General features: G+C 42.3%; 19 protein-coding genes, 1 other RNA gene and 1 pseudogene. 12 read left to right on the top strand and 9 right to left on the bottom strand.

All coding sequences use genetic code 11. The annotated features are described in order from the left end of the window. The first annotated feature begins 362 nt into the window (after positions 1-362). The 9 genes from surE to UYK_RS0110410 all read left to right on the top strand — a co-directional run bounded on the left by surE (position 363) and on the right by UYK_RS0110410 (position 12,268). A complete protein-coding gene (gene surE / locus UYK_RS0110450; RefSeq protein ID WP_026086428.1) occupies positions 363-1,160 on the top strand; it encodes a 5'/3'-nucleotidase SurE in 798 nt (265 codons plus the stop codon). A 503-nt stretch (positions 1,161-1,663) separates the two neighbouring features. Further along, positions 1,664-2,560, top strand: a complete 897-nt coding sequence (locus UYK_RS0110445; RefSeq protein WP_026086427.1) for an MBL fold metallo-hydrolase — start codon at positions 1,664-1,666, stop codon at positions 2,558-2,560. A 224-nt stretch (positions 2,561-2,784) separates the two neighbouring features. Further along, a complete protein-coding gene (locus UYK_RS0110440) occupies positions 2,785-3,864 on the top strand; it encodes a bifunctional riboflavin kinase/FAD synthetase (protein WP_009459943.1) in 1,080 nt (359 codons plus the stop codon). A gap of 271 nt (positions 3,865-4,135) precedes the next feature. Further along, positions 4,136-5,044, top strand: a complete 909-nt coding sequence (locus UYK_RS0110435; protein ID WP_009459944.1) for an AAA family ATPase — start codon at positions 4,136-4,138, stop codon at positions 5,042-5,044. Positions 5,045-5,095: 51 nt separating this feature from the next. Then, on the top strand, positions 5,096-5,641 hold the full coding sequence (locus UYK_RS0110430) for a cytochrome c (RefSeq protein ID WP_009459945.1): 546 nt from the start codon (positions 5,096-5,098) through the stop codon (positions 5,639-5,641). A 542-nt stretch (positions 5,642-6,183) separates the two neighbouring features. Next, positions 6,184-8,976: a preprotein translocase subunit SecA gene (gene secA, locus UYK_RS0110425; protein ID WP_009459946.1), complete on the top strand. Its 2,793-nt coding sequence runs from the start codon at positions 6,184-6,186 to the stop codon at positions 8,974-8,976. A gap of 507 nt (positions 8,977-9,483) precedes the next feature. Continuing rightward, positions 9,484-10,215, top strand: coding sequence for a cytochrome c biogenesis protein CcdA (locus UYK_RS0110420; protein ID WP_009459947.1), 732 nt, complete (start codon positions 9,484-9,486; stop codon positions 10,213-10,215). A 155-nt stretch (positions 10,216-10,370) separates the two neighbouring features. Next, a complete protein-coding gene (locus UYK_RS0110415; protein ID WP_016871372.1) occupies positions 10,371-11,783 on the top strand; it encodes a cytochrome c biogenesis protein in 1,413 nt (470 codons plus the stop codon). Positions 11,784-11,875: 92 nt separating this feature from the next. After that, positions 11,876-12,268, top strand: coding sequence for a hypothetical protein (locus UYK_RS0110410; protein WP_016871371.1), 393 nt, complete (start codon positions 11,876-11,878; stop codon positions 12,266-12,268). Positions 12,269-12,277: 9 nt separating this feature from the next. On the opposite strand, the gene queF is transcribed toward UYK_RS0110410, so the two are convergent. From queF to UYK_RS0110390, 5 genes are all read right to left on the bottom strand, one after another. Beyond that, positions 12,278-12,691, bottom strand: coding sequence for a preQ(1) synthase (gene queF / locus UYK_RS0110405; protein ID WP_009459949.1), 414 nt, complete (start codon positions 12,689-12,691; stop codon positions 12,278-12,280). A gap of 59 nt (positions 12,692-12,750) precedes the next feature. Next, on the bottom strand, positions 12,751-13,155 hold the full coding sequence (locus tag UYK_RS0110400; RefSeq protein WP_026086426.1) for a hypothetical protein: 405 nt from the start codon (positions 13,153-13,155) through the stop codon (positions 12,751-12,753). A 330-nt stretch (positions 13,156-13,485) separates the two neighbouring features. Continuing rightward, positions 13,486-13,878, bottom strand: a complete 393-nt coding sequence (locus UYK_RS0110395) for a phasin family protein (protein WP_009459952.1) — start codon at positions 13,876-13,878, stop codon at positions 13,486-13,488. A 26-nt stretch (positions 13,879-13,904) separates the two neighbouring features. Further along, positions 13,905-14,001: signal recognition particle sRNA small type (ffs, locus tag UYK_RS24990), an RNA gene on the bottom strand. Between the two features lie 37 nt (positions 14,002-14,038). Continuing rightward, positions 14,039-14,305 carry a YciI family protein gene (locus UYK_RS0110390; protein ID WP_009459954.1) on the bottom strand — a complete coding sequence of 89 codons (267 nt, stop codon included), beginning with the start codon at positions 14,303-14,305 and terminating at the stop codon, positions 14,039-14,041. Between the two features lie 324 nt (positions 14,306-14,629). Here UYK_RS0110390 and UYK_RS0110385 point away from each other — a divergent pair, with 324 nt between their 5' ends. Next, positions 14,630-15,193, top strand: a complete 564-nt coding sequence (locus UYK_RS0110385; protein ID WP_009459956.1) for a 2'-5' RNA ligase family protein — start codon at positions 14,630-14,632, stop codon at positions 15,191-15,193. Between the two features lie 710 nt (positions 15,194-15,903). Continuing rightward, positions 15,904-16,236 carry a type II toxin-antitoxin system VapC family toxin gene (locus UYK_RS0110380; RefSeq protein WP_016871370.1) on the top strand — a complete coding sequence of 111 codons (333 nt, stop codon included), beginning with the start codon at positions 15,904-15,906 and terminating at the stop codon, positions 16,234-16,236. Positions 16,237-16,316: 80 nt separating this feature from the next. Here the strand turns inward: UYK_RS0110380 and UYK_RS0110375 are convergent, their stop codons facing one another. Then, the gene (locus UYK_RS0110375; RefSeq protein WP_009459960.1) at positions 16,317-18,161 is read right to left on the bottom strand and encodes a tetratricopeptide repeat protein; all 1,845 of its coding nucleotides are present in this window, start codon (positions 18,159-18,161) and stop codon (positions 16,317-16,319) included. A gap of 139 nt (positions 18,162-18,300) precedes the next feature. Between UYK_RS0110375 and UYK_RS0110370 the strand changes: the two genes are divergently transcribed. After that, positions 18,301-19,173, top strand: a complete 873-nt coding sequence (locus UYK_RS0110370) for a 6-carboxytetrahydropterin synthase (RefSeq protein ID WP_009459962.1) — start codon at positions 18,301-18,303, stop codon at positions 19,171-19,173. A 197-nt stretch (positions 19,174-19,370) separates the two neighbouring features. Here the strand turns inward: UYK_RS0110370 and UYK_RS0110365 are convergent, their stop codons facing one another. From UYK_RS0110365 to UYK_RS24150, 3 genes and pseudogenes are all read right to left on the bottom strand, one after another. Then, entirely contained in the window at positions 19,371-20,345 is a 975-nt protein-coding gene (locus UYK_RS0110365; RefSeq protein WP_016871368.1) for a PrsW family intramembrane metalloprotease, read from the bottom strand. After that, complete coding sequence (locus tag UYK_RS0110360) at positions 20,338-21,258, bottom strand: class I SAM-dependent methyltransferase (protein WP_009459965.1); 921 nt, start codon at positions 21,256-21,258, stop codon at positions 20,338-20,340. The genes UYK_RS0110365 and UYK_RS0110360 overlap by 8 nt, the downstream gene beginning before the upstream one ends. A gap of 201 nt (positions 21,259-21,459) precedes the next feature. Further along, positions 21,460-21,999: pseudogene (locus UYK_RS24150) on the bottom strand (RNA 3'-terminal phosphate cyclase); the annotation flags it as partial. Positions 22,000-22,187 lie beyond the last annotated feature (188 nt).

Here is a 22,187-nt window from a genome sequence, read left to right as displayed (position 1 = left end):
CCTTTATCCTTCAGCCTTCATCCTTTCTTTGGTCATTGGTCATTAACTTGGGACTAATGACAAACGACAAAAGACTAATCAAATTAATTAATAAGTCAATTGTGCATCAAAGGCAACGGTTGCAACGCAACCTGCTACTACCAGTTTAGAAGCGATATTAGGGAACGGGGAGTTCCCCAAGGGATTGGGGACAAAGGAGAAATTCTTCCCTGTCGTCCCCCAAGTCGTCCCCCTTGTCTCCCCAATTCCCGATTCCCAATCCCTTTTTTCATATCTTGTGACTTATGACATTGACAATTAACCAAAGACTATTGACTAATGACTTAATAAATGACAAATGACACATGCACTGTAATCAACAAATGAAATTACTAATCAGTAACGATGATGGGATTTATGCCCTGGGTATTCGCACCCTTGCTAATACATTGGCAGAAGCAGGACATGAAGTAACTGTAGTTTGTCCGGATCGAGAACGTTCGGCCACTGGACATGGGCTGACCTTACATCAACCAATTCGTGCTGAAATTGTCGAGTCTATTTTTCATCCTGCCGTCAAAGCTTGGGCTTGTGATGGTACTCCCTCTGACTGTGTAAAATTAGCACTATGGGCCTTGCTTGATTCTCCCCCCGACTTGGTTATTTCTGGTATTAATCAAGGTGCGAATTTGGGAACAGAAATTCTTTATTCTGGTACTGTTTCTGCGGCAATGGAGGGCTTAATTGAAGGTATTCCCAGTGTGGCACTTAGTCTTACTAGTTTCTCTTATAGAGATTTTCAACCCGCAGCGAAATTTGCCAAAATCTTAGTGGAATATCTAGCAGCAAAACCTTTGGTGGATTTGATGTTGCTTAACATTAACATTCCTGCTGTGACGTGGGAAGAAATTTCCGGAGTTGTCATCACTCGCCAAGGAGTGCGACGCTACGTTGATGTTTTTGATAAAAGAATTGATCCGCGTGGTAAAACTTACTACTGGTTAACCGGAGAGGTTTTAGAAGATATAGAACCACCAGTAGGTTTGAATTTGCCTCAAGATATACCTATGGACGTGCATGTCGTCCGTGATAACTACATTAGTGTGACGCCATTACAATATAACCTGACCTATGGCACAGGGTTGCATCAATTATCCCAGTGGAACTTCAAACTAAAGTAGGTTTTAGGAGCACCTCGCCCTGAGTACCCCTTGAAGTGAAGTTCAACCCTCATAGCCCAAGTCAGTTAAAACGGACTCAAATGTATATCCAGTGAGCTTTAGCTTACTTGAGCTAAAGACTAGTAAAATTTATTTCTTGGCGGACGAAAAAGTAAGTGCAAGATCTAAGTGATGGTTAAATGCATCACGATTAAATATAGGCTATAAAGTAGGAGCGCACTTGCAGATAACCCTTATAAAAACTCGAAAAACTTGAGATTGACTTAGAGTTTACCTGATTCAACTTGAGTAAAATCAACCTGGGTCAAGGTATGCTGTGTTACCAATAAATTCCATATCTATCAAAACAAGTGAAACGGCATAAACTTAGCACAATAAGTAACATTTTTTGATTGACCGATAATTCTTTCATGGTACAAGCCCCCAGATTAATCTGTGGAGCCAATCCAAAATCTAAAATCTAAAATCGGATGACCGCCCGCTCAGTCCAGCAAGCAACACCCATGTCAAGGATAGAGAACCAATTTACCGTGCATTTTTGGGGCGTTCGTGGCAGTATCCCCTGTCCGGGACCAAACACTGTCCATTACGGAGGTAATACCCCTTGCGTTGAAATGCAAGTGGATGGCAAACGCTTAATATTTGATGGTGGCACGGGACTACATGTTTTAGGGCAATCTTTGTTGCCCAAAATGCCTATAGAAGCTCACATATTCTTCACTCACTCCCATTGGGATCACATGCAAGGTTTTCCCTTCTTTACACCAGGCTTTGTGAAGGGAAATACCTTTCATATTTATGGGGCGATCGCTCCTGATGGTTCAACCATAGAACAGCGTCTCAATGACCAGATGCTGCATCCGAATTTTCCTGTTCCCTTGCAAATTATGCAGGCAAACTTAGATTTCTACGATGTTATACCAGGACAAGCCATAGGTATTGATGATATTACCGTAGAAACGGCTCCACTTAATCATCCAGGTGAAGCAGTTGGATACCGGGTCAATTGGCGTGGTGGTGCTGCTGTTTACATCACAGATACCGAACATTTTGCAGATAGGCTAGATGAAAATGTCTTGTGGCTAGCCCGTGACGCTGATATCCTGATTTACGATTCCACATACACCGATGAAGAATATCATTCACCGACCAATCCTAAAATTGGTTGGGGACATTCTACATGGCAAGAAGCTGTGAAAGTGGCCAAAGCCGCCAATGTTAAGACACTAGTAATTTTTCACCACGATCCTGCCCATAATGATGAATTTTTAGATCGTGTAGGGGAAGAAGCACGTCGGAAATTTTCTGGTGCAGTTATGGCACGGGAAGGAATGGTGCTTCAGGTTCCTGTTTCAGTTCCTTTATCAGAATCTTTTCCTATTAGTAAGTTTTCTGTGTAGATATTGCCAAGGAAGTAATTCTAGATTTTAGATTAGATTGGTGATCAAGAGCTTATTCTACAGGTAAGCGCCCTTTGGGTGTCTGTGGTATGAGTTAGTCACAAGACAAAGGCTGATAGCGTTAAATGTCTTGAAAGCGCCTACCACAGGCTAAAAACGCCCACAAAGGCAATTCCCTGAGGGTTAGCAAACAAGCTGAACAAACCTAAAATCCCAGAATCGACGTGCCAAATTTGTCTCAAAATGGGTGTTCTGTGTGGGTAACATCTTCACCTGAATTGGCTCTCACGCCAACTGCTGTCGCGCTTGGCAAGTTTGACGGTGTACATCGTGGTCATCAACGAGTGATCCAACCAATTCTGCCGCCGTTTAGGAAAGATGGGGAGATTGAGAGATGGGAAGAACCGGAGATGGAAAGAACCGGAGATGGGGAGAAAGTTACCCCACCACCCCACAACGGTTCCATCTACTCGACCGTCGTCACCTTCGATCCTCATCCCCAAGAGTTTTTTACAGGTAAACCCAGGAGTTTGCTCACACCATTGGATGAAAAAGTCCAGCAGTTGCGATCGCTTGGAGTACAACAACTAGTACTATTACCCTTCGATAAAGAACTATGTGCTTTGACTCCAGAAGAATTTGTAGAAAAAATTCTCGTTCAACAATTACAAGCAGTAAAAATTAGCGTCGGGCAAGATTTTCGTTTTGGCTCTAAACGTAGTGGTACTGCTCATGATCTACAAATCATTGCTGCTAAATACAACATTCCTGTTACTATCACCTCTCTAGAAACTTGTGCAGAATCTCAAGAAAAAAAAACCCAGGTGTACCAACAGACTCGGATTAGCAGTTCACTGATTCGCGAAATTCTTGCTAGTGGCAATATCGAACGAGCAAACCAATTGTTGGGACGACCTTACACCCTCATCGGTACTGTGATTCAAGGTCAACAAGTTGGCAGAACTATTGGATTTCCCACCGCTAACCTGGAATTACCCAAAGATAAGTTTCTGCCTCACCACGGTGTTTATGCAGTCCGTGTCTTTACCGTGAATGAAATATTAGATGTTATGGGAAATGGCTATTTTGGTGTCATGAATATAGGTAATCGCCCTACAGTCAATGGTATTCATCTTTCAGTAGAAGTCCATCTGTTTGATTGGTCTGGTGATTTATATGGTAAAAAACTGGCGGTGCATCTCGAAAAGTTTTTACGACCAGAACAAAAATTTCCTAATCTAGAAGCACTAAAAACACAAATTCAACTAGACTGTAGTGCCGCTAGAGCTTTTTTTAAGTGTTGAGTGTTAATTTTGTCTCGCTAAGGGAACACTAATGAAGGAAAGGGGACAAGGAAGACAAGGAAGACAAGGGGGACAAAGGGAATTAGTTACTATATTATTCTCTCCACACTCCACCCTTACGGGAAGCCGCGCAAAGCGCGTCCACACACTCCCAAACGCTTCAAACAGCGCGTCTCTACATTACTCCCCACACTCCCCATCTCTCCACTGCCCCTAATCCCCACCAGGGGCCCCGAGTTCCCCATCGCCCGCTACCCAATCCCCAATTATTATGAGAGACAAAATTGACGCCCTCACACAAAATTTGGCTTACACTATTGTTGGCAAAAAAGAGGCAATACGCTTAGTTCTGGTTGCTTTACTAGCTGGTGGTCATGCTTTACTTGAAGATGTGCCGGGAGTCGGTAAAACTCTCTTAGCAAAAGCACTCGCCCGGTCGATTGATGGCAAGTTTCAAAGACTACAATGCACTCCTGATTTACTACCAACCGATATCACCGGCACTAACATTTGGAATCCCAAAAGCGGCGAATTTCACTTTCTTCCTGGTCCAGTATTCGCCAATGTCTTGTTAACTGATGAAATCAACCGCGCTACACCCCGCACTCAATCGGCTTTACTAGAAGTTATGGAAGAACAACAGGTAACAGCCGATGGGGTCTCCCGTGCTGTTCCCACACCATTTTTTGTGATTGCTACTCAAAACCCGATTGAATACCAAGGTACTTTTCCTCTGCCAGAAGCACAGATGGACAGATTTATGCTGTCCTTGAGTTTGGGTTATCCTTCCCAAGCAGAAGAACTACAAATGCTGCAACGCCTGCACAAAGGAGTTAATGTTGCCGATTTACAGCCTTGTATTAGCTTGGCAGAAGTCCAAGAATTGCGGCAAATCGTAGCTCAAATCAAGGTAGATATTTCCTTGCAACAGTATATCCTTGACTTAGTGCGGGCAACGAGATGCGATGAGGAAATTACCTTAGGAGTAAGTCCCCGTGGTACGATAGCGTTACATCGAGCTACTCAAGCACTGGCTTTTTTATTGGGGCGTGATTATGCTATTCCCGATGACGTGAAATTTCTTGCTCCTCATGTTCTTTGTCATCGTCTCATCCCCACAGGTGGACGCAGTGCTAAAACTGTGATGGAAAGATTATTGCGAGTAGTTCCTATTCCTTAAATTCATTATTATCTGTCTTCTTCAAAATTTAAAATCTAATGAGTGTGAGGAATGACTAATCTAACTAAGTATCGCAAGCATCGCCAACTTCAGAGAAAATCTTTAGGTTTACTGTTAGTAGCCATAACTTGGAGTTTGGCTATGGGTTGGCTCATCTCCTTCGCAACAAATGCCCAAGGTGCAACTCCTACCTCTGAAATAGGCACTGTAGATGTAGTACCTGCTCAGTACCAACTCGGACAAGAACTTTACTTAGAAAATTGCTCTAGTTGCCACATTGCCCTACCACCACAAGTTTTACCCACCCAGACTTGGAAAAATATCCTGCAAGACTCGCAACATTACGGCGGTCAAATTCAGCCTCTTGTCGATCCACCACGGCTTTTGGTTTGGAGATATCTTTCCACTTTTTCCCGTCCGATTCTAGAAGACGAACAAATTCCCTATCGAGTCAACAGTTCTCGTTTTTTCAAAGCTTTGCATCCCCAAGTTAAATTGCCACGTCCTGTGGAGATCAATAGCTGTGTCTCCTGTCATCCTAGTGCCAATGAGTATAACTTCCGCCGTCTAACTCCGGAGTGGGAGAATTCTAATTAAGTGGGGAAGTGTGAGGAGTGGGGAAAGTGTGAGGAGTAAAAGAAATATTTATCCTTGTACTTCTCATACTCCTCACACCCCTCACACCCCTCACACCCCTCACACCCCTTACTCCACAAAGAACGGCGATCGCTACTTGAGCATGGTCGGGCTTCACTGCCTCATCTGGAAGCGAAATGATACTATTAATAAAGTTTCAAATATAAACTTCTAATTTAAAGCCATCATTTAGTAACTAGATTTAGTTTGTCTTGTTGCTGCTTTGGTTGAAATTGTCCACTGCCAACCAATTTATAGAGTATTAAATTCAGTGAACAGTGAACAGTTACCAGTTATCAATTGTATCGTCGGGTATTTTACCCGCAACGAACAACTAGCTGCGACTTACCACCAATTGGTGGGAAACTTTGATCCAAAGAACAACACTGATAACTGATAACTGACAACTGAATAACTGATAAAACTCAGTTGGGTCAAATCCATATAATCAATAACCCAAATCTAAAATTCCCGTCCCCGTTGATTTTGCTAAATAATCTGCCATGCTAAAAACTTTGTTGGGCGACCCCAACGCTCGTAAGCTTAAAAAATACCAACCTTACATCACTGAAATTAACCTCTTAGAGGAAGATATCAAAGCCCTTTCTGATGAAGAACTTAAGGGCAAAACAGCAGAGTTTAAGCAGCGTCTGGCAAAAGGCGAAACTCTTGATGACATTCTCAGCGAAGCTTTTGCTGTAGTCAGGGAAGCCGCACGGCGAGTCTTAGGGCTACGGCACTTTGATGTGCAGTTGCTGGGTGGTGTGATTTTGCACACAGGGCAAATTGCCGAAATGAAAACTGGTGAAGGTAAAACCCTGGTAGCAACTTTACCTAGCTATTTAAATGCTCTCACGGGCAAAGGTGTACACGTAGTTACTGTTAACGATTACCTGGCTCGTCGGGACGCGGAATGGATGGGGCAGGTGCATCGCTTCTTGGGTTTGAGTGTAGGTCTGATTCAGGCTAGTATGACCCCCCAAGAGCGCAAAAAAAACTACGACTGTGATATTACCTATGTAACCAACAGTGAGGTAGGATTTGATTACCTACGGGATAACATGGCAACATCAATCACGGATGTAGTGCAGCGCCCATTTAACTACTGTGTGATTGACGAGGTAGATTCAATTTTAATTGACGAAGCGCGGACACCATTGATTATTTCTGGGCAAGTCGAACGCCCCACAGAAAAATATATAGAAGCAGCCCGGATCGCCGCCGCTTTACAAAAAGATGAGCATTATGAGGTAGATGAAAAAGCCCGTAACGTCCTGCTAACGGATGAAGGCTTTGCGGAAGCAGAACAACTGTTGGGAGTAAAAGATTTATTTGACCCTGAAGATCCTTGGGCGCACTTTGTTTTCAACGCGATTAAAGCCAAAGAACTGTTTTTGAAGGACGTTAACTATATTGTCCGCAACGGAGAAGTAGTCATTGTTGATGAATTTACCGGGCGGGTTCTACCTGGACGGCGTTGGAGTGATGGTCTGCACCAAGCAATTGAAGCCAAAGAACACGTAGAGATTCAACCAGAAACTCAAACTTTGGCGACCATTACTTATCAAAACCTGTTTTTGCTTTATCCAAAATTAGGTGGAATGACAGGAACGGCAAAAACGGAAGAAGCCGAATTTGAAAAAATTTACAAACTGGAAGTAACCGTCATTCCTACCAACCGCGTCAGAAGACGGGAAGACTTGTCCGACATGGTGTTTAAGAATGAGGCGGGCAAGTGGCGAGCGATCGCCAAAGAATGTGCCGAAATGCACCAACTTGGTAGACCCGTATTGGTGGGAACTACAAGTGTGGAAAAATCTGAGTATCTCAGCCAGTTGTTGAAGCAAATGAACATTCCCCACGAATTGCTCAACGCCCGACCAGAAAACGTGGAGCGAGAAGCGGAGATTGTCGCTCAAGCAGGACGCAAAGGTGCTGTGACTATCGCCACTAACATGGCTGGTAGAGGTACGGATATTATCTTGGGTGGTAACGCTGAATATATGGCTCGTTTGAAGATGCGGGAATACTTCATGCCCCGGATCGTCAAGCCAGAAGATGAAGCTATGTTTAGCGTCCACAGGGCAGCTGGTTTGCCTCCCGCTTCTGGTGGTGGACAAGGCTTTGCCCCTGGCAAGAAAGTCAAAACTTGGAAAGCTTCCCCCCAGGTTTTCCCAACTCAGCTTTCTAAAGAAGCAGAACAACTACTCAAGCAAGCAGTAGAAATGGCAGTCAAAGCCTATGGTGAACGTAGTCTGCCAGAATTGGAAGCAGAAGAAAAAGTTGCTATCGCCGCCGAAAAAGCTCCCACTGAAGACCCTGTAATTCAGAAATTACGGGAAGCTTACAACCGCATCAAGCAGGAGTATGAAGTGTTCACCAGCCGGGAACACCAAGAAGTAGTAGAACTGGGAGGCTTACACGTAATTGGTACAGAACGTCACGAGTCACGGCGGATTGACAACCAGTTGCGGGGACGCGCCGGACGTCAAGGCGACCCTGGTTCCACCAGATTTTTCCTCAGTTTAGAAGATAACTTGATGCGGATCTTTGGTGGCGATCGCGTTGCTAAATTAATGGAAGCCTTCCGTGTAGAGGAAGACATGCCAATTGAATCTGGGATGCTGACTCGTAGCTTAGAAGGCGCTCAGAAAAAAGTTGAAACCTACTACTACGATATCCGTAAGCAGGTATTTGAGTACGACGAGGTGATGAACAACCAACGCCGTGCTATTTACGCTGAACGCCGCCGGGTTTTGGAAGGACAAGACCTCAAAGAACAAGTGATCGAGTACGCTGAAAGAACGATGGATGACATCGTTAACTACTACATTAATCCAGACTTACCTTCAGAAGAGTGGGAACTAGACAAGTTAGTTGAAAAAGTCAAAGAATTTGTTTATCTACTAGCAGACTTACAATCATCTCAACTAGTAGATATGTCAATGAGTGAGATTAAAGCTTTCATGCACGAACAAGTGCGGATCGCCTACGACATGAAGGAAGCGCAAATAGACCAAATTCAACCCGGATTGATGCGCCAAGCTGAACGCTTCTTTATCTTGCAGCGAATTGACACCCTCTGGCGAGAACACCTGCAACAAATGGATGCTTTGCGTGAATCCGTAGGATTACGGGGTTACGGTCAAAAAGATCCATTGATTGAATACAAGACCGAGGGTTACGAACTCTTCTTGGATATGATGACCAATATTCGTCGAGATGTGGTCTACTCCTTGTTTATGTTCCAACCACAACCCCAAGCAGTAGTGCAGACATCCTCCGAGATGGTATAGGGTAAAACAGCCAAATTTATTTCATGCAAAGACGCTAAGAATCACTTGGCGTCTTTATATTTTGGTGGAAGATGTATGATAGAACGATAATATTCATATCATGTTCGCTTAAATACTTATACTGTTGCGTGGGTTGGTAATTGGCAATGGGTAATCGGTGAGACTACTTGCCGTCTTGGCTTATGCCGAGATGGCAAAGTAGCGAACCAGAAGGGTAATGGGAAAAACCAATTACCTAAACCGAAGCATAATATCGTAAGCAATTAGCCGGACTTGATATCACAGGTTGTTTCGTTTTGAATGAAAACAACACACCCATAATATTGGAAATACCTCCAGCCTAGCAATCTTCATAACAGCTAGGATTGGTTACTTTGTTATACAACAACTAAAGTGATGTGGCGATCGCATCTTTCATCCAGTGACACTGTGATTGATAACTCCCACCCATTAGCGCAAATTAAGCTACAATTCAAGCAGTGCAAGGACTTTCCATTTATCTAGCCCATGCTTGAAAACCTGCAAACCCAGTTTTACGAACTAGAACAATTCGCCAACTCCCTTGTCTCTAATCAGTTGGCGCACCTGAGTTTACTAAGCATAGGTGTTATTTTTATTGCTGGGCTACTCACCAGTCTCACACCTTGTATGCTGTCTATGTTGCCTATCACTATCGGCTACATCGGCGGTTACGAAGCGAAAAGCCGCCTACAAGCTGCTGCCCAGTCTACTTGGTTTGCTTTTGGATTAGCAACTACGCTTGCAAGTTTAGGAATCGTAGCAGCTTTGGTTGGAAAAGTCTACGGTCAAATCGGTTTTGGTTTACCAATTATTGTTAGCGTTATAGCTATCCTGATGGGCCTGAATTTGCTAGAAGCTTTACCCTTACAAATGCCCTCTTTTGGTGGTACAGAGTGGATTTCTCAAGAATTACCCCAAGGTGTGCGCGCCTATGCGATCGGTCTGAGTTTTGGTTTAGTTGCTTCTCCTTGCAGTACTCCTGTTTTGGCAAGTTTATTAGGTTGGGTTGCTAATACACAAGACTTAATTTTAGGTGCGGTTTTGCTCATTTCCTACACCGCAGGTTATGTAGCACCATTAATTTTGGCAGGTACCTTTACTGCTTCGATTAAAAAGATACTAGAATTACGCCGTTGGTCTGGTTGGATTAACCCAATTAGCGGGGCGTTGTTAGTAGGATTTGGTGTTTTTTCTCTCGTTTCTCGGATTTCTTTTTAATAGGGTTTTTTGTTGATGGTTGTTTGTTGTTTGGCGTTTGTCGTCAGTTATTTGATATTTGTTGTTTGGATGTTGTCACTACCAACAATTAACTACCAACGACCAACTACCAACAATCAACTACCAACGATCAACTACATAATTTATTAATTCAAATGACTTTAGACAATACAAATAATACAGTTACTGAACAATCTACAGAACAATCAAACGGATGGTCGATCGCGCGGATATTACGACAGGATTTTTTACCTGTACTAACAGATTTACGTTTAGCGATCGCACTCTTACTAATTATTGCTCTGTTTAGTATCACCGGTACAGTCATTGAACAAGGTCAATCACTGGATTTTTACCAAGCTAATTATCCAGAACACCCAGCTTTATTTGGTTTTCTATCTTGGAAAGTTATTTTAACTTTGGGGTTAGATCATGTTTATCGTACCTGGTGGTTTTTAGCTTTACTGATATTTTTTGGTACTAGCTTGACTGCTTGTACTTTTACCCGTCAGTTACCTGCTTTAAAAGCAGCCCGTCGTTGGAAATTTTATGATCAACCCCGACAATTTACGAAGTTAGCATTGAGTGCAGAACTAGATAATGGTTCTGTTGATTCCCTTAAGCAAATATTAAAGAACCGCAGCTATAAAGTTTTTCAAGAAACAGATAAAACTAATATTCTTTATGCTCGCAAAGGCATAATTGGACGCATTGGTCCAATCATTGTACATATTGGTATAGTTGTGATTCTTTTGGGGTCAATTTGGGGGGCGATGACTGGATTTATGGCCCAGGAAATGGTTGCTAGTGGTAATACATTCCAAGTTAAAAATATTATTGATGCAGGTCCTTGGGCCGCCACACGCATACCTAAAGATTGGTCTGTACGTGTGAATCGTTTTTGGATTGATTATACTCCTAGTGGCAGTATTGACCAGTTTTACTCAGATTTATCCGTTTTAAATAACCAAAACCAAGAAGTTGATCACAAGAAAATTTTTGTTAATCAACCTCTGCGCTATCGGGGTGTGACTTTTTACCAAACAGACTGGGGAATTGCTGCTGTGCGAGTGCGGGTGAACCAAAGCCCCGTTTTTCAGATACCAATGGCGCTATTAAATACCAATGGTAATAGCCGTATTTGGGGAACCTGGATTCCCACTAAACCAGATTTAAGTGAGGGTGTCTCGTTACTAGCCAAAGATTTACAAGGAACAGTGTTAATTTATGACGCCGCAGGTCAACTATTCAACACTTTGCGGACAGGTATGTCCACCCAAATCAATGGTGTGAAACTGACTGTTTTGGATGTGGTTGGTAGTACCGGTTTACAAATTAAAGCTGATCCAGGAATTCCTATTGTTTATACTGGGTTTGCCTTGTTGATGTTGGGTGTGGTGATGAGTTATTTTTCCCACTCCCAAATTTGGGCTTTGCAGATAGATGGACGTCTATATGTGGGTGGCAAAACTAATCGCGCCCAGGTAGCATTTGAGCAGGAAATGTTGGGAATTTTGGATTCCCTAAGTCAAGAACAAACAAATGAGGAGAAGGCGATCGCTTTGTAGAACTCAACAGGTAGCATTTCTATCTAAGGATAGTATACCCAGACAGCAATCAATATTAACCTAAACTAGAGGGTTGTGGAGAGCAGCTAACAATGAGCAGTGAGGATGAGAAAAAGTATAAGGACTTAGAGATTAAGTACAAAAAAGTTGATGTAATTGCGAGAGTCGTAGGGGCGTTAGCAGCGATCGCTTCTGCTACAGCTGCTTTCCTCGCTTTACGAAACTATACAAATAATCCTGCTTTTGCACCACAGCCTTTGTTAAATAAGCCACTTACTTCTCCTAATCAAGCTATACCTAATACCTCATCTGACTCTACAGTCCCCGCACTCCCTAGCACACCATTAAACCAACAAGTTACACCTACTACGCCACCTCCTCTTAAACAAGAGTCCTTGTCAATCCCTGCAAATAAACCCACAGCACCATCATCAAAAATCAAAAATGATGACGGTGTTAGAGATCAAGATGATGACGATGATTAAACAGCAGTGCTATTGTTTTTTGTGATGAACTTCAATCACTGTATGCACGTTACCACGTGGGGCGAAATCAGCTTTGAGAGTGATTTCTAAAGGGTCACAAGCGGCGACAAAATCATCCAAGATTTGGTTAGCAGATTCTTCGTGAGAGATGTAGCGATCGCGGTAACTGTTAATATAAAGCTTGAGTGCCTTTAATTCTACGACCTGTTGATCGGGTATGTAGGTAATATGAATAGTGGCGAAGTCTGGATAGCCGGAAAAGGGGCATTTACATGTAAATTCCGGCAATGTGATATCTATGTTATAGCGTCGTCCTACACGCGGATTCGGAAAGGTAATGAGTTTTCCTTCTGCAATTTCGCGTTCGCCATACTTCATTTCTTGACTTGGCTGTGACACACTTTCCGATAAAGAATTACTCATAAAATTTAAAACTAGTAACTGGTCAATAGTCAATTGTCAGTGGACTGTTGGTTTTTAACTTATGATTCTTCTGATTGCCAATCTGGGCAATTCTCACCATCCCATCCGTAGGGATGCATACCACAGACTAACAAATTACCACCATAAGCTTGACCGTGATAGTGGCAACAACCAATGCAAGCGGGATTTTTTTCTGCTGAGGGTTCAACTGGGTAAGGAAAGGCAGGATCTAAATCATCACCTACTATATCTTCTAATTCCCAATACATCTCTAAAAATGGTTCAGTCAATTCCTGAAAATACTGATCTATTTCTACAACAATTGTATTGTGCAATTGTTCAGTAACTTCTTCCGTCACTTCAAAAAAAGTGTCTACCATGTCACTCATTCCCAGGAAAAAGCGTTCTACTTCATCGCTTACTGTTTGTACCATTTCCCAAAAATCCTTTTGCCAATTGTCCATAAAACTAACGCCCTTACTGGCTAGATTCAAAAATATAAGTTCTGAGGGGTTGTGAGGGGACATATCCCCGATTTTTAAAAAGGTCGGGGATTTGTCTAACAGCCCATCAAAATCAATGTCGTCGATACTAGTGTAATGTAGACATCCTTAACGCTATTTTCTGAAAAGCTGTATCTTACAGAAACTAAATATTCACCGACGTTAAATTCCACCTAACTGCCAGCAATGAATAACACCCTGAGGAATAGGTTTTAACTAAATTCTACGCCATATAGCAATGGGTTGATATCAGCAAGACAAGGCTAACATCAACCCAGAATGAATTTATTATTACTTATCACGTTGCAGACGCTTTAATTCGTTTTCTAATTCCAGAACTTGCTGACGTAGTTGATCTACATTATCACTATTCTTGGTTTGGGTATCTTTTGCCGTTGGCTGGTCGTCTTCTTCAATAATTTCTATGCGGCGCGGTTCAGAAGGAGTAGTCGGTTCTTCTGTTGTGGTAGTTACTGATTGCTGCTGGGCTTGCTTCATCATATCTTCAACAAAGCGACGCGCCTCTTCTGTGGTCATTTCACCCCGCGCCACCATTTCGTCTGCCAGCTTTTGGATTTGCGATCGCACTTCAGACAAAGTTCCGCCTGCTTTTTCGCCCGCGTAAGAAGCTAATCCAACACCAAGGTAAAAAGCTTTTTTAACAATATCTCCAAAACCAGCCATTACAGCCTTTACGCTCCTAGAAATAGGGCGACCCGGAGACTACGCCTACCATAAGCATCCCGTGTTGCTGCTACCTTCCGGTCCTGACAAGGTTTGGGCGTTACAGTCGCATAGATCCAGGTCTACAAATTAGCATAGCATTAAATATTGCATGTGTGTGTTATTCGACGACAATTTTCCATTCATATAGTTTGTAGTTGACACAATTGTTAATTACCAACGGATCATTGGCTACAATTGCCTGGGCTTCTGCCATTGAGGCAGCTTCAAACACCATCATCCCGCCTCCCATATTTGCCCAGTAGCCAGTTTTAGCGTTGTGTCCTTTAGCGATCAAATCTTTTACGTAAGCTTTGTGAGCAGGTATATATTGGTCAAAGAGCGATTTATCAACTTTACCTTCCTCTATCTTGACGAAAATCGGCATGTACTTGCATCCTCGCAAAATCTTATGCTGTAATATTTTCAAGATTAATGTCTATGCGACTAGCAAACTGTAAGCCTCTCCACGGTGAACAGTGAACACTTGCTACGTAGTTCTCCACCATAAACTAAACTGATATCATGTCCGTTTAAAGACTTATCATATCTGTGAAGACCGGTAATTGGTAATTGGTAATGGGTAATGGGAAAAATCTCTTGCCCAATGCCCAACTGCATCAAAATAATATCGTAAGTAATTAGCCGGACTTGATATGAGATATAAAAAGACTAAATTATTAACTGAATAATTAATAACTAATAAAATCTCTTGCAAAAATCACAAACTCTTTTTTTCATTGCCCTGCTCCCACCACTGGAAATTCAGGATTATGCTAACCAAATCAAGCAGCACTTTGCCCTCCATTATGCTAGTCGTCACGCCCAAAAATCTCCGCCTCACATTACCTTACAACCACCTTTTGAATGGTCTGATCAAAACCTACCAGTATTAGAAGTATGTTTGCAGGAATTTGCCAGCAGCCAAAATCCCATACCAATTACCTTGAGTGGATATGGTGCTTTTGTTCCCCGCGTCATCTATATTAATGTGGTGAGAAGTCCAGAACTGTTGGCTTTGCAAGCAAATTTAATGACACACCTAGCCAATCAACTGGGAATTGTTGATAAAGTATCTCAAACTCGACCATTTGCGCCTCACATGACGGTGGCGTTTAAAGATTTAACACGGCAGAATTTTAGATCTGCTTGGTCTGAGTTTGAAAAGCGTGAGTTATATTTTGAATTTACAGCAAATAATTTGACGTTACTGCGACACGACGGTAAGCAGTGGAATGTGAAAGCAGAGTTTCCATTGGCAAGTGGCGATCGCTAGTTGCCGTGAGGTAAATTTACTACAGCTTTGCGTAGAATTGTAGCGGGCGTTGCTGAATCAAGATATGAATTTACAATTCACGGGTATGACCAGACGTAGACCAGACGTTGACCAGACGTAGCAATGCTACGTCTGGTCAACGATTTGGCATCGAACTACAAAAATGTATGCACACATAATTCATGACCAAATTCAGCAACGCCTTGTAGCGACCTTAAACGCAGAGGAAGGCGGAGTATTTATATTAGCTAGTAATTGATAAATCCTGGTAGTACATCTTCACCTGATAGATTACTGGGATGATCTAATAATATATATTCTTTCATCTTGTCGCGCAAAGTTTCTATGGTGTCGGAAGGCGATCACAATCAACAGAAGTTGGCGATCTGTATATTTAGTGTAGATTGTGCGATCGCACTCACACCAATTAAGAAAACCGATCGCCATTTTTGGTATAGGTAAATACAAGCGATCGCTTTCAGATTTACTAGTAAGAGCAGTGATAGGTTAATTTAATTAAGAATTAATCAAGTGATTTACATTAAAGGTAGATGCCCAAGAAAATTAGAGAGTTAAAGGCAATATTGCAGAATGGTATCAAGAACAGGGGAAGCCTTTACCAGAAGCGATCGCTTTGCCACAAAATCCGTTAAAAGTGGCGTAAACTTTGACTAAGTGGAGTACAGGTGATATCTGCTGACTCGGATTGCGTGTCTACGCAATCACTTCCACAAAATGCCAAAGTGTTGCGCGGACGCATTGATTATCTTCTCAAAGCTGAGACAGGGGTAAATCTACTGAAAACGCAAGAACTTTTATTCCGTACAGAAAAATTATTACAGAAGCTTTTGATTATTCCAATCAGTCAAAGCGCATCAAATGAATTTGAACGTTTGCGTGCAGTCTCAAAGCTACGCAAAATAGGACGAGCTGATTTGCTGATTGCGAGTATTTCCCTAGCAAATCGAGCCACCTTAGTAACACGTAATACTCGCCATTTTAAACAGATTCCTGGTGTGCGAGCTGTAAATTGGGTTGACTGACTTATTTGTTGAGAAGTGGGTAGACACGCAGGGTCTTGTTGGTAGACATCGCACTCACACCCATCAAAAAAGCGATCGCGCTACATCTGGCGTCTATATTCTTCTAACAGCTGCGGAATATAATCATACCCATCCACACCAATTACAGAAATAATTTTCGGGCGATTTTGCTCCAAAGCATTTTGAAAAGCTTCTGCTCCAATTTGACCTTGTAATATTGTTAGTAATCTCGCTACTTTTCGCCATTCTTGGGAGGCTATTTGGTTCAACAAATACATTCCCAAACAACCTGTGTAAATTGCTCTAGCAAAATTTGCTGAGTTATAATTCGCTTCACCTAAGTTAGCTAAATTCAATCCTTGGAGATATAAATCACCAGATATTTGCGCTGTTTTAAAGCCTTCTTCTAAATTTTTAATGGCGTTTTGGGAATCGCCAATTACCAAATAAGCAACACCTAAACTACTTAAACACAAAGCTTTACTTTGGACATCACCTAATTGTTCTGATAGTTTTAAACCTTGTTGCAAATAATTAATTGGCATTTCATAGGTTTCTGGTTCTATTTGCTCTTGTTGTTGAGCCTGCATGACTTCGCTGTAACCCAAGTTTACCAAGGCATAGGCTTCTCCTATCCTATCTCCTGTTTGCCGACTCATGATTAATGCTCTTTGACTGTAATCTATTGCCTCTGCATACTTTTGCTCTTGCACACAAGTACGGCTAAGATGATTGAGATTAGCTATTTCACAGGGGCGATCGCCTGCATGACGAGCAATCTCCAAAGCCTGTTGATGAAAGTTGATGGAACTGTCGTATTGTCCCAACGCTCGTTGGGAATAGCCTAAAATCGTTAATATCCGGGCTTTTTCTTGGGTTCCTTCGACTCTCTGCAATGGTTCATCCAGGTAATTTAAGGTATCACGCAAGTAACTACCAGAAAAGGAAGCGAAGATCCCGCCATACAAGGGAAAATACTGAGCTTTACTAAATAAACGTAAAATTTGTAACATCACCTGCAAAGCTGCATTACTGTAGGTGATATCTTGACTAAAACCAATTGCCAGCTGACTCCAAATAACTGCAAAGGTCAAATATGTGGAAATAGAAAGCTTGGAACCAGCTTTAACATTGTAAGGTTGTTGGTCAAACCAGTGAACTAATCCCCGTTGCAGGTATTGTAAGATGAGTGTAATTTCCACCCAATCTCTCAGGCTGACTTGACGCTGCTGCCTAGCAAATTCAATCGCAGATTGTTCTTTTGCCAAGGCGCGAAACAGTGCATGGGGTAACTCACTCTGTACTTGTTTTGCCCAAGTTGCCCAAGGGCCACTTTCTTTTGGTATACCACCAAACCCCAAAGCTTCACGGTTTTGCTCGTACATCCAGCTAACTAAATGGTCTTGTAGTCGCTGCCAAGATGCAATACCACGGGTAATACCCTCGGAAATTTGCTGTAAATCAGAATCTGCTTGGGCAAACTGTTGTAAAGCTTTTGATAATTGCTGAAGCTGTTGTAAATTAAGGCGATATTTGCTGTTTGGATCAGTGACGCGTAAAAAGGTAGCTAGTCGTTCCTCGGATGAGGCTGTGGTAATTTCTTTAACTGCGGTAGCAGTGGCTTCTGTGGCTTTGTTTTGTTCCTGCACCCGTTGCCATTGACTTTGGATTGTTTTTATGGATCTCAGACTACGGGTAGCTTTAGCTTTTTTGAGTTCGTCTTTTTCGTTGTCTACTTGCTGCTGAATACTATTAAAGCGATCGCTCAATGCCAATTCAAAAATTTCCCCCGTTTCAGCCGTGACACCATTGAGCAACATTTGATACACTTGCTCCACAGAACTGATCTTGCCCTTGAGGGTAGTTTCAATAATTTCATCGACTAAAGCCAGGTAGCGATCGCGAACAGACACAGACTCAGACACTTTCCAAACCAAGACACACTACGTCAATTCTAATTGTTGTCTTAACCTGGATGCAGAACGAAAAAGGGTTAACAACACGAAACACATCGTTAAAATGTTAAGATATTAAGAAATATTAAACAATCCTACCAGTACACTCATGCAATGCGTTGTGAATCGCCGCGCTCAGTTTTCGGCCAGTCATCGCTATTGGTTGCCAGAACTGAGTAAAGCTGAGAATTTAAAAAAATTTGGTGCTTGCTCTCGCTTTCCAGGACATGGACACAACTATATCTTATTTGTCTCCCTTATTGGGGAACTAGATAAATATGGCATGGTGTTAAACTTGTCTGATGTCAAACACGTAATTAAGCAAGAAGTAACTAGCCAACTAGACTTTTCCTATCTCAACGATGTGTGGGCAGAATTTCAACAAACTCTACCTACCACAGAAAATATTGCAAGGGTGATTTGGCAACGGCTAGCACCCCATTTACCTCTAGTCCGTGTGCAGCTATTTGAAAATCCTGAACTTTGGGCAGACTATATGGGAAACGGAATGGAAGCTTATCTCAGTGTTAGTACTCACTTTAGTGCCGCTCATAGGCTAGCGCATCCAGATCTGAGTGATCAAGATAACTTCGAGATTTATGGTAAATGTGCCCGTCCTAATGGTCACGGACACAACTACCATTTAGAAGTGACAGTAAAAGGGGAAATAGATCCACGCACTGGCATGATTGTAGATTTAGATGCTTTAAATCAAGTGATCGAAGATTATGTGGTTGAACCATTTGATCACACTTTCTTAAACAAAGATATCTCCTATTTTTCAGAAGTTGTACCTACTGCTGAAAACATCGCACTTTACATTAGTAATTTATTGCGATCACCTATTCAGAAATTGGGAGCAAAACTTTATAAAGTCAAACTAATTGAAAGTCCGAATAATTCTTGTGAAATTTACTGCACAGACACAGAATCCAACTCTGTTAATGTTGCAGCCAATCAGCCAGTTTTGGCACGTATTTAGCTTAATCTATGTTCATATTCAAGCCTTTAGTCTTTAAACAGCCCTTGCAAGGTGAGTAAAATCTAATTGTCTACTCCCGATTTCAAGCAAATCTTACTTTGTGTCTTTGTGTCTTGGTGGTGAAAAGAATTATTTTTGAAACACAAAGACACAAAGACACTAAGAAAATTTGTTTTTTGGATTGTATCACCAAAGGGCTAGTCCCTAAATACGCAAGCGCTAAAGCGCTTACTACGAACCTGATTTCGTAAGTAGCGATAAATTTTCCAGGCTATTAGTCCAAAAGTGAAATTGAGTAAGAGGCGACTAAATATAAACCAGAGAATCGTAGGCTCAAAAAGCTGTGCTGGAGTCACAGAACTCAAACTTCTGAGCAACAGAAATAATCCAAAAATTGCATTACCACCCAATATGAGTGCAAACATCACCAAGCCCCTCTGCCAAAAACGGTGCTGTGGTGTGTAACCACTGATTAAAGTAATGGGTGGAATTCTTTGTACTTTTCGCAGGAACTGTTCTAGTCGCCAAAATATCCACAACAAAAAGGGAAATAAACCATAGCTGAGGAAGGACAATGGTTGTGGATAACGCCAAGCGCTTGATAAAACATTAACTAGAGCATGATAAATCACAGAATTGAACCAAGCTTTGGCAACCCTGGGGTGATATCGAGGAAAAGATAATGCTAAGGCGTAACCCCAGGGTGCAGAGAACATAGCGTGGACTGGTGTGGTGAGCGATCGCTCTAAAATTGATGCTGTATTATGGACAAAGTAAATCCAGTTTTCTTCGGCGGTGAATCCCAAAGCAACGGCTATGGTAAAGAGAAAGACTGTGGTGGGGCGTAAGCGATATTGACGACGCTGAAAATACCAACCCAAAGCAACTACTACTATTAACTTACAACCTTCTTCTATTGGCCCTACCTCTAGTAACTGGCGCAAAGCAATACCCACAAGAGTAGTGCGAGTTTGTCGCCAGAATGGAAACGAGTTGACTTGTGTTTCTACAAGCCACTCTAAACTAAGGGCAACAAAACCAGATATTGCCCCAGCTACAAAAAATAACAGCAGTCGCAGCAGGGATGGGCTATTGGCAAAGCGCCAATAATAGTAAACCAGAAGCAACAGGGGAGGTACGACTGCCCACGGTACTAGAGATAAATCAACCACTCACCTGAGCAATAATAGTGCGATGACGAGGACTGTTGCGAGTGATGGTAGGAGTTTGGAAACCCGCTTCTACTATTGCTTGTTCAATATCCAAAGTGAAGTATTCATCTAAATATGGTTCGGTGCTTTTGAGCAGGGTCAGAATATAGGGAGGCATTTTTTTGTAAGCTTCTGCTTGAGGATTCATATCCATGATTGCCAAATATCCACCGGGACGTAGTAAACGTCTTGCTTCCGCAAAAATCTGCCGAGTTGCTGACTGGGGTAATTCGTGACACACCAAGAAAATTGAGACTAAATCAAAAGAAGCGTTTGGTAAGTTGGTTGATTCAGCCGCTGCGTGAATCCAGTTGATGTGGCGTTGCTGCTGTTGGGAACGGTAGTTAGCAACAGCTAAAAAGTAGGGAGATAAGTCTACGCCAGTGATTTGGGCTTGGGGGTACAGTTCTTGTAGGGCAAAAGTACTCATACCCACACTACAACCTAAGTCGAGGATATCTTGCGGTGGGGTGGTAATTTGTTGTTTGAGGAGATCATGGTAACTCTGACGCAGCTGAGCATCACCTTTAGCTCCTGCACCAGCCCAGATAGTAGCGTGGACGGCGTAAGCAGCAACTTCTACTTCTAGGGCTGCATCCCAGCTGAGATTACCTTTGTCGTAGGCGTGAAATGAGGTGAGGTAGTAGTCTGGGTATTTGAGTTGGGGATTTTGTACTTTTGCTAGTTCGCTTTCCCAGTTGTGCGATCGCAGTGTCTGTACTTGTTTTCTCCAAGGCACTCCAATTTTTTCTGCCCGTTTTATCATCATTTGCCGGGCTTGATGTTTGGCAAGGTTGTACACTGGCTTGATTGCCAGTACTCCGTTTACCAAGCGTGTAGCAAGTCCTGGAGTATTATTTACAGCCGTATTCATCAGTAATGTTGCTTAATTTATCTGCTTTTTGTTGTAATCAGGAAGGAGCCTGTTTATTTGAAATCATAAACCTCAATGTGAGTCAAACTCTCAATTGCAAAGAATTTTCTCATTCATGAAGTACAACAAGAAATATAAATCAGCCTTTATTTATCAGCATCTTAATTACCAATTACCAATTACCGACAAGGACGGATAATATCAGTGTTCAAACGGACATGATATCAAAGGCTTCACTGTCACCAGCTTCTCCCTTTCATCCGCTGTCACCCTTGCTAAGCCAAACTGCTCAATTACCCAAGCATTTGTTGTCAAGTGGGTACTAACTTCTGCCACATGATACTCACTTTGATCCAACGCCAAAGCAGCTGGTAACAATAATTGATCTGCAAGATGTTCATCCACAGCTGCACCAGTTTGATGAAATTTCAGTAGTTCCTCACAAGCCATCTGAGCAACTTTTTCTGCTGGTAAACCCAAACGCCCCAAAGCACTAAACCCAGCCAAATTATTTTCATACTCCGCAGTCAAAAATAAACCAGTTCCTGGTGCAACGCCTTTTTCTCTTACAGGCTTGATTGCATGTTTCAACCCTGCTTCTGTTAATAAATTTTCTGCGCGGCTAGCCATACGCTGAGGAATATGAGCAGGTAATTCTGTGGCGATCGCTAACCCTCGTACCTGCTGCAAATCACCACGTTCTACTAAATTTATCCCAGCAAGTTTTCTAACACCACTCACCTACTCCCGCAAGGAGGCTCCCACTGAAACTGTACTCAGGTCAGTGGTGAGAGGAATTGCGCTTAAAGCGAAACGTCCCTTGACCAATACTGAGCGTGAGCGAAGTCAGGGAAAGGGATAGTTGAGCTTTTCCCAAATAAAATATTTGACACAACACGACCATTTTAACGTATTATATTCATATGTGA

Origin of the sequence: Fischerella thermalis PCC 7521 (assembly GCF_000317225.1) — a bacterium.
GTDB lineage: Bacteria > Cyanobacteriota > Cyanobacteriia > Cyanobacteriales > Nostocaceae > Fischerella > Fischerella thermalis.
Note: the sequence above shows the minus strand (reverse complement) of the source record. Positions and strands in the feature narration are given on the sequence as shown.

What these genes read in the sequence shown, in the direction of transcription:
- surE (WP_026086428.1), top strand. Translation starts at nt 363, where the DNA reads ATGAAATTACTAATCAGTAACGATGATGGGATTTATGCCCTGGGTATT.
- UYK_RS0110445 (WP_026086427.1), top strand. Translation starts at nt 1,664, where the DNA reads ATGTCAAGGATAGAGAACCAATTTACCGTGCATTTTTGGGGCGTTCGT.
- UYK_RS0110435 (WP_009459944.1), top strand. Translation starts at nt 4,136, where the DNA reads ATGAGAGACAAAATTGACGCCCTCACACAAAATTTGGCTTACACTATT.
- UYK_RS0110430 (WP_009459945.1), top strand. Translation starts at nt 5,096, where the DNA reads ATGACTAATCTAACTAAGTATCGCAAGCATCGCCAACTTCAGAGAAAA.
- secA (WP_009459946.1), top strand. Translation starts at nt 6,184, where the DNA reads ATGCTAAAAACTTTGTTGGGCGACCCCAACGCTCGTAAGCTTAAAAAA.
- UYK_RS0110420 (WP_009459947.1), top strand. Translation starts at nt 9,484, where the DNA reads ATGCTTGAAAACCTGCAAACCCAGTTTTACGAACTAGAACAATTCGCC.
- UYK_RS0110415 (WP_016871372.1), top strand. Translation starts at nt 10,371, where the DNA reads ATGACTTTAGACAATACAAATAATACAGTTACTGAACAATCTACAGAA.
- UYK_RS0110410 (WP_016871371.1), top strand. Translation starts at nt 11,876, where the DNA reads ATGAGCAGTGAGGATGAGAAAAAGTATAAGGACTTAGAGATTAAGTAC.
- queF (WP_009459949.1), bottom strand. Translation starts at nt 12,691, where the DNA reads ATGAGTAATTCTTTATCGGAAAGTGTGTCACAGCCAAGTCAAGAAATG.
- UYK_RS0110400 (WP_026086426.1), bottom strand. Translation starts at nt 13,155, where the DNA reads ATGGACAATTGGCAAAAGGATTTTTGGGAAATGGTACAAACAGTAAGC.
- UYK_RS0110395 (WP_009459952.1), bottom strand. Translation starts at nt 13,878, where the DNA reads ATGGCTGGTTTTGGAGATATTGTTAAAAAAGCTTTTTACCTTGGTGTT.
- UYK_RS0110390 (WP_009459954.1), bottom strand. Translation starts at nt 14,305, where the DNA reads ATGCCGATTTTCGTCAAGATAGAGGAAGGTAAAGTTGATAAATCGCTC.
- UYK_RS0110370 (WP_009459962.1), top strand. Translation starts at nt 18,301, where the DNA reads ATGCAATGCGTTGTGAATCGCCGCGCTCAGTTTTCGGCCAGTCATCGC.
- UYK_RS0110360 (WP_009459965.1), bottom strand. Translation starts at nt 21,258, where the DNA reads ATGAATACGGCTGTAAATAATACTCCAGGACTTGCTACACGCTTGGTA.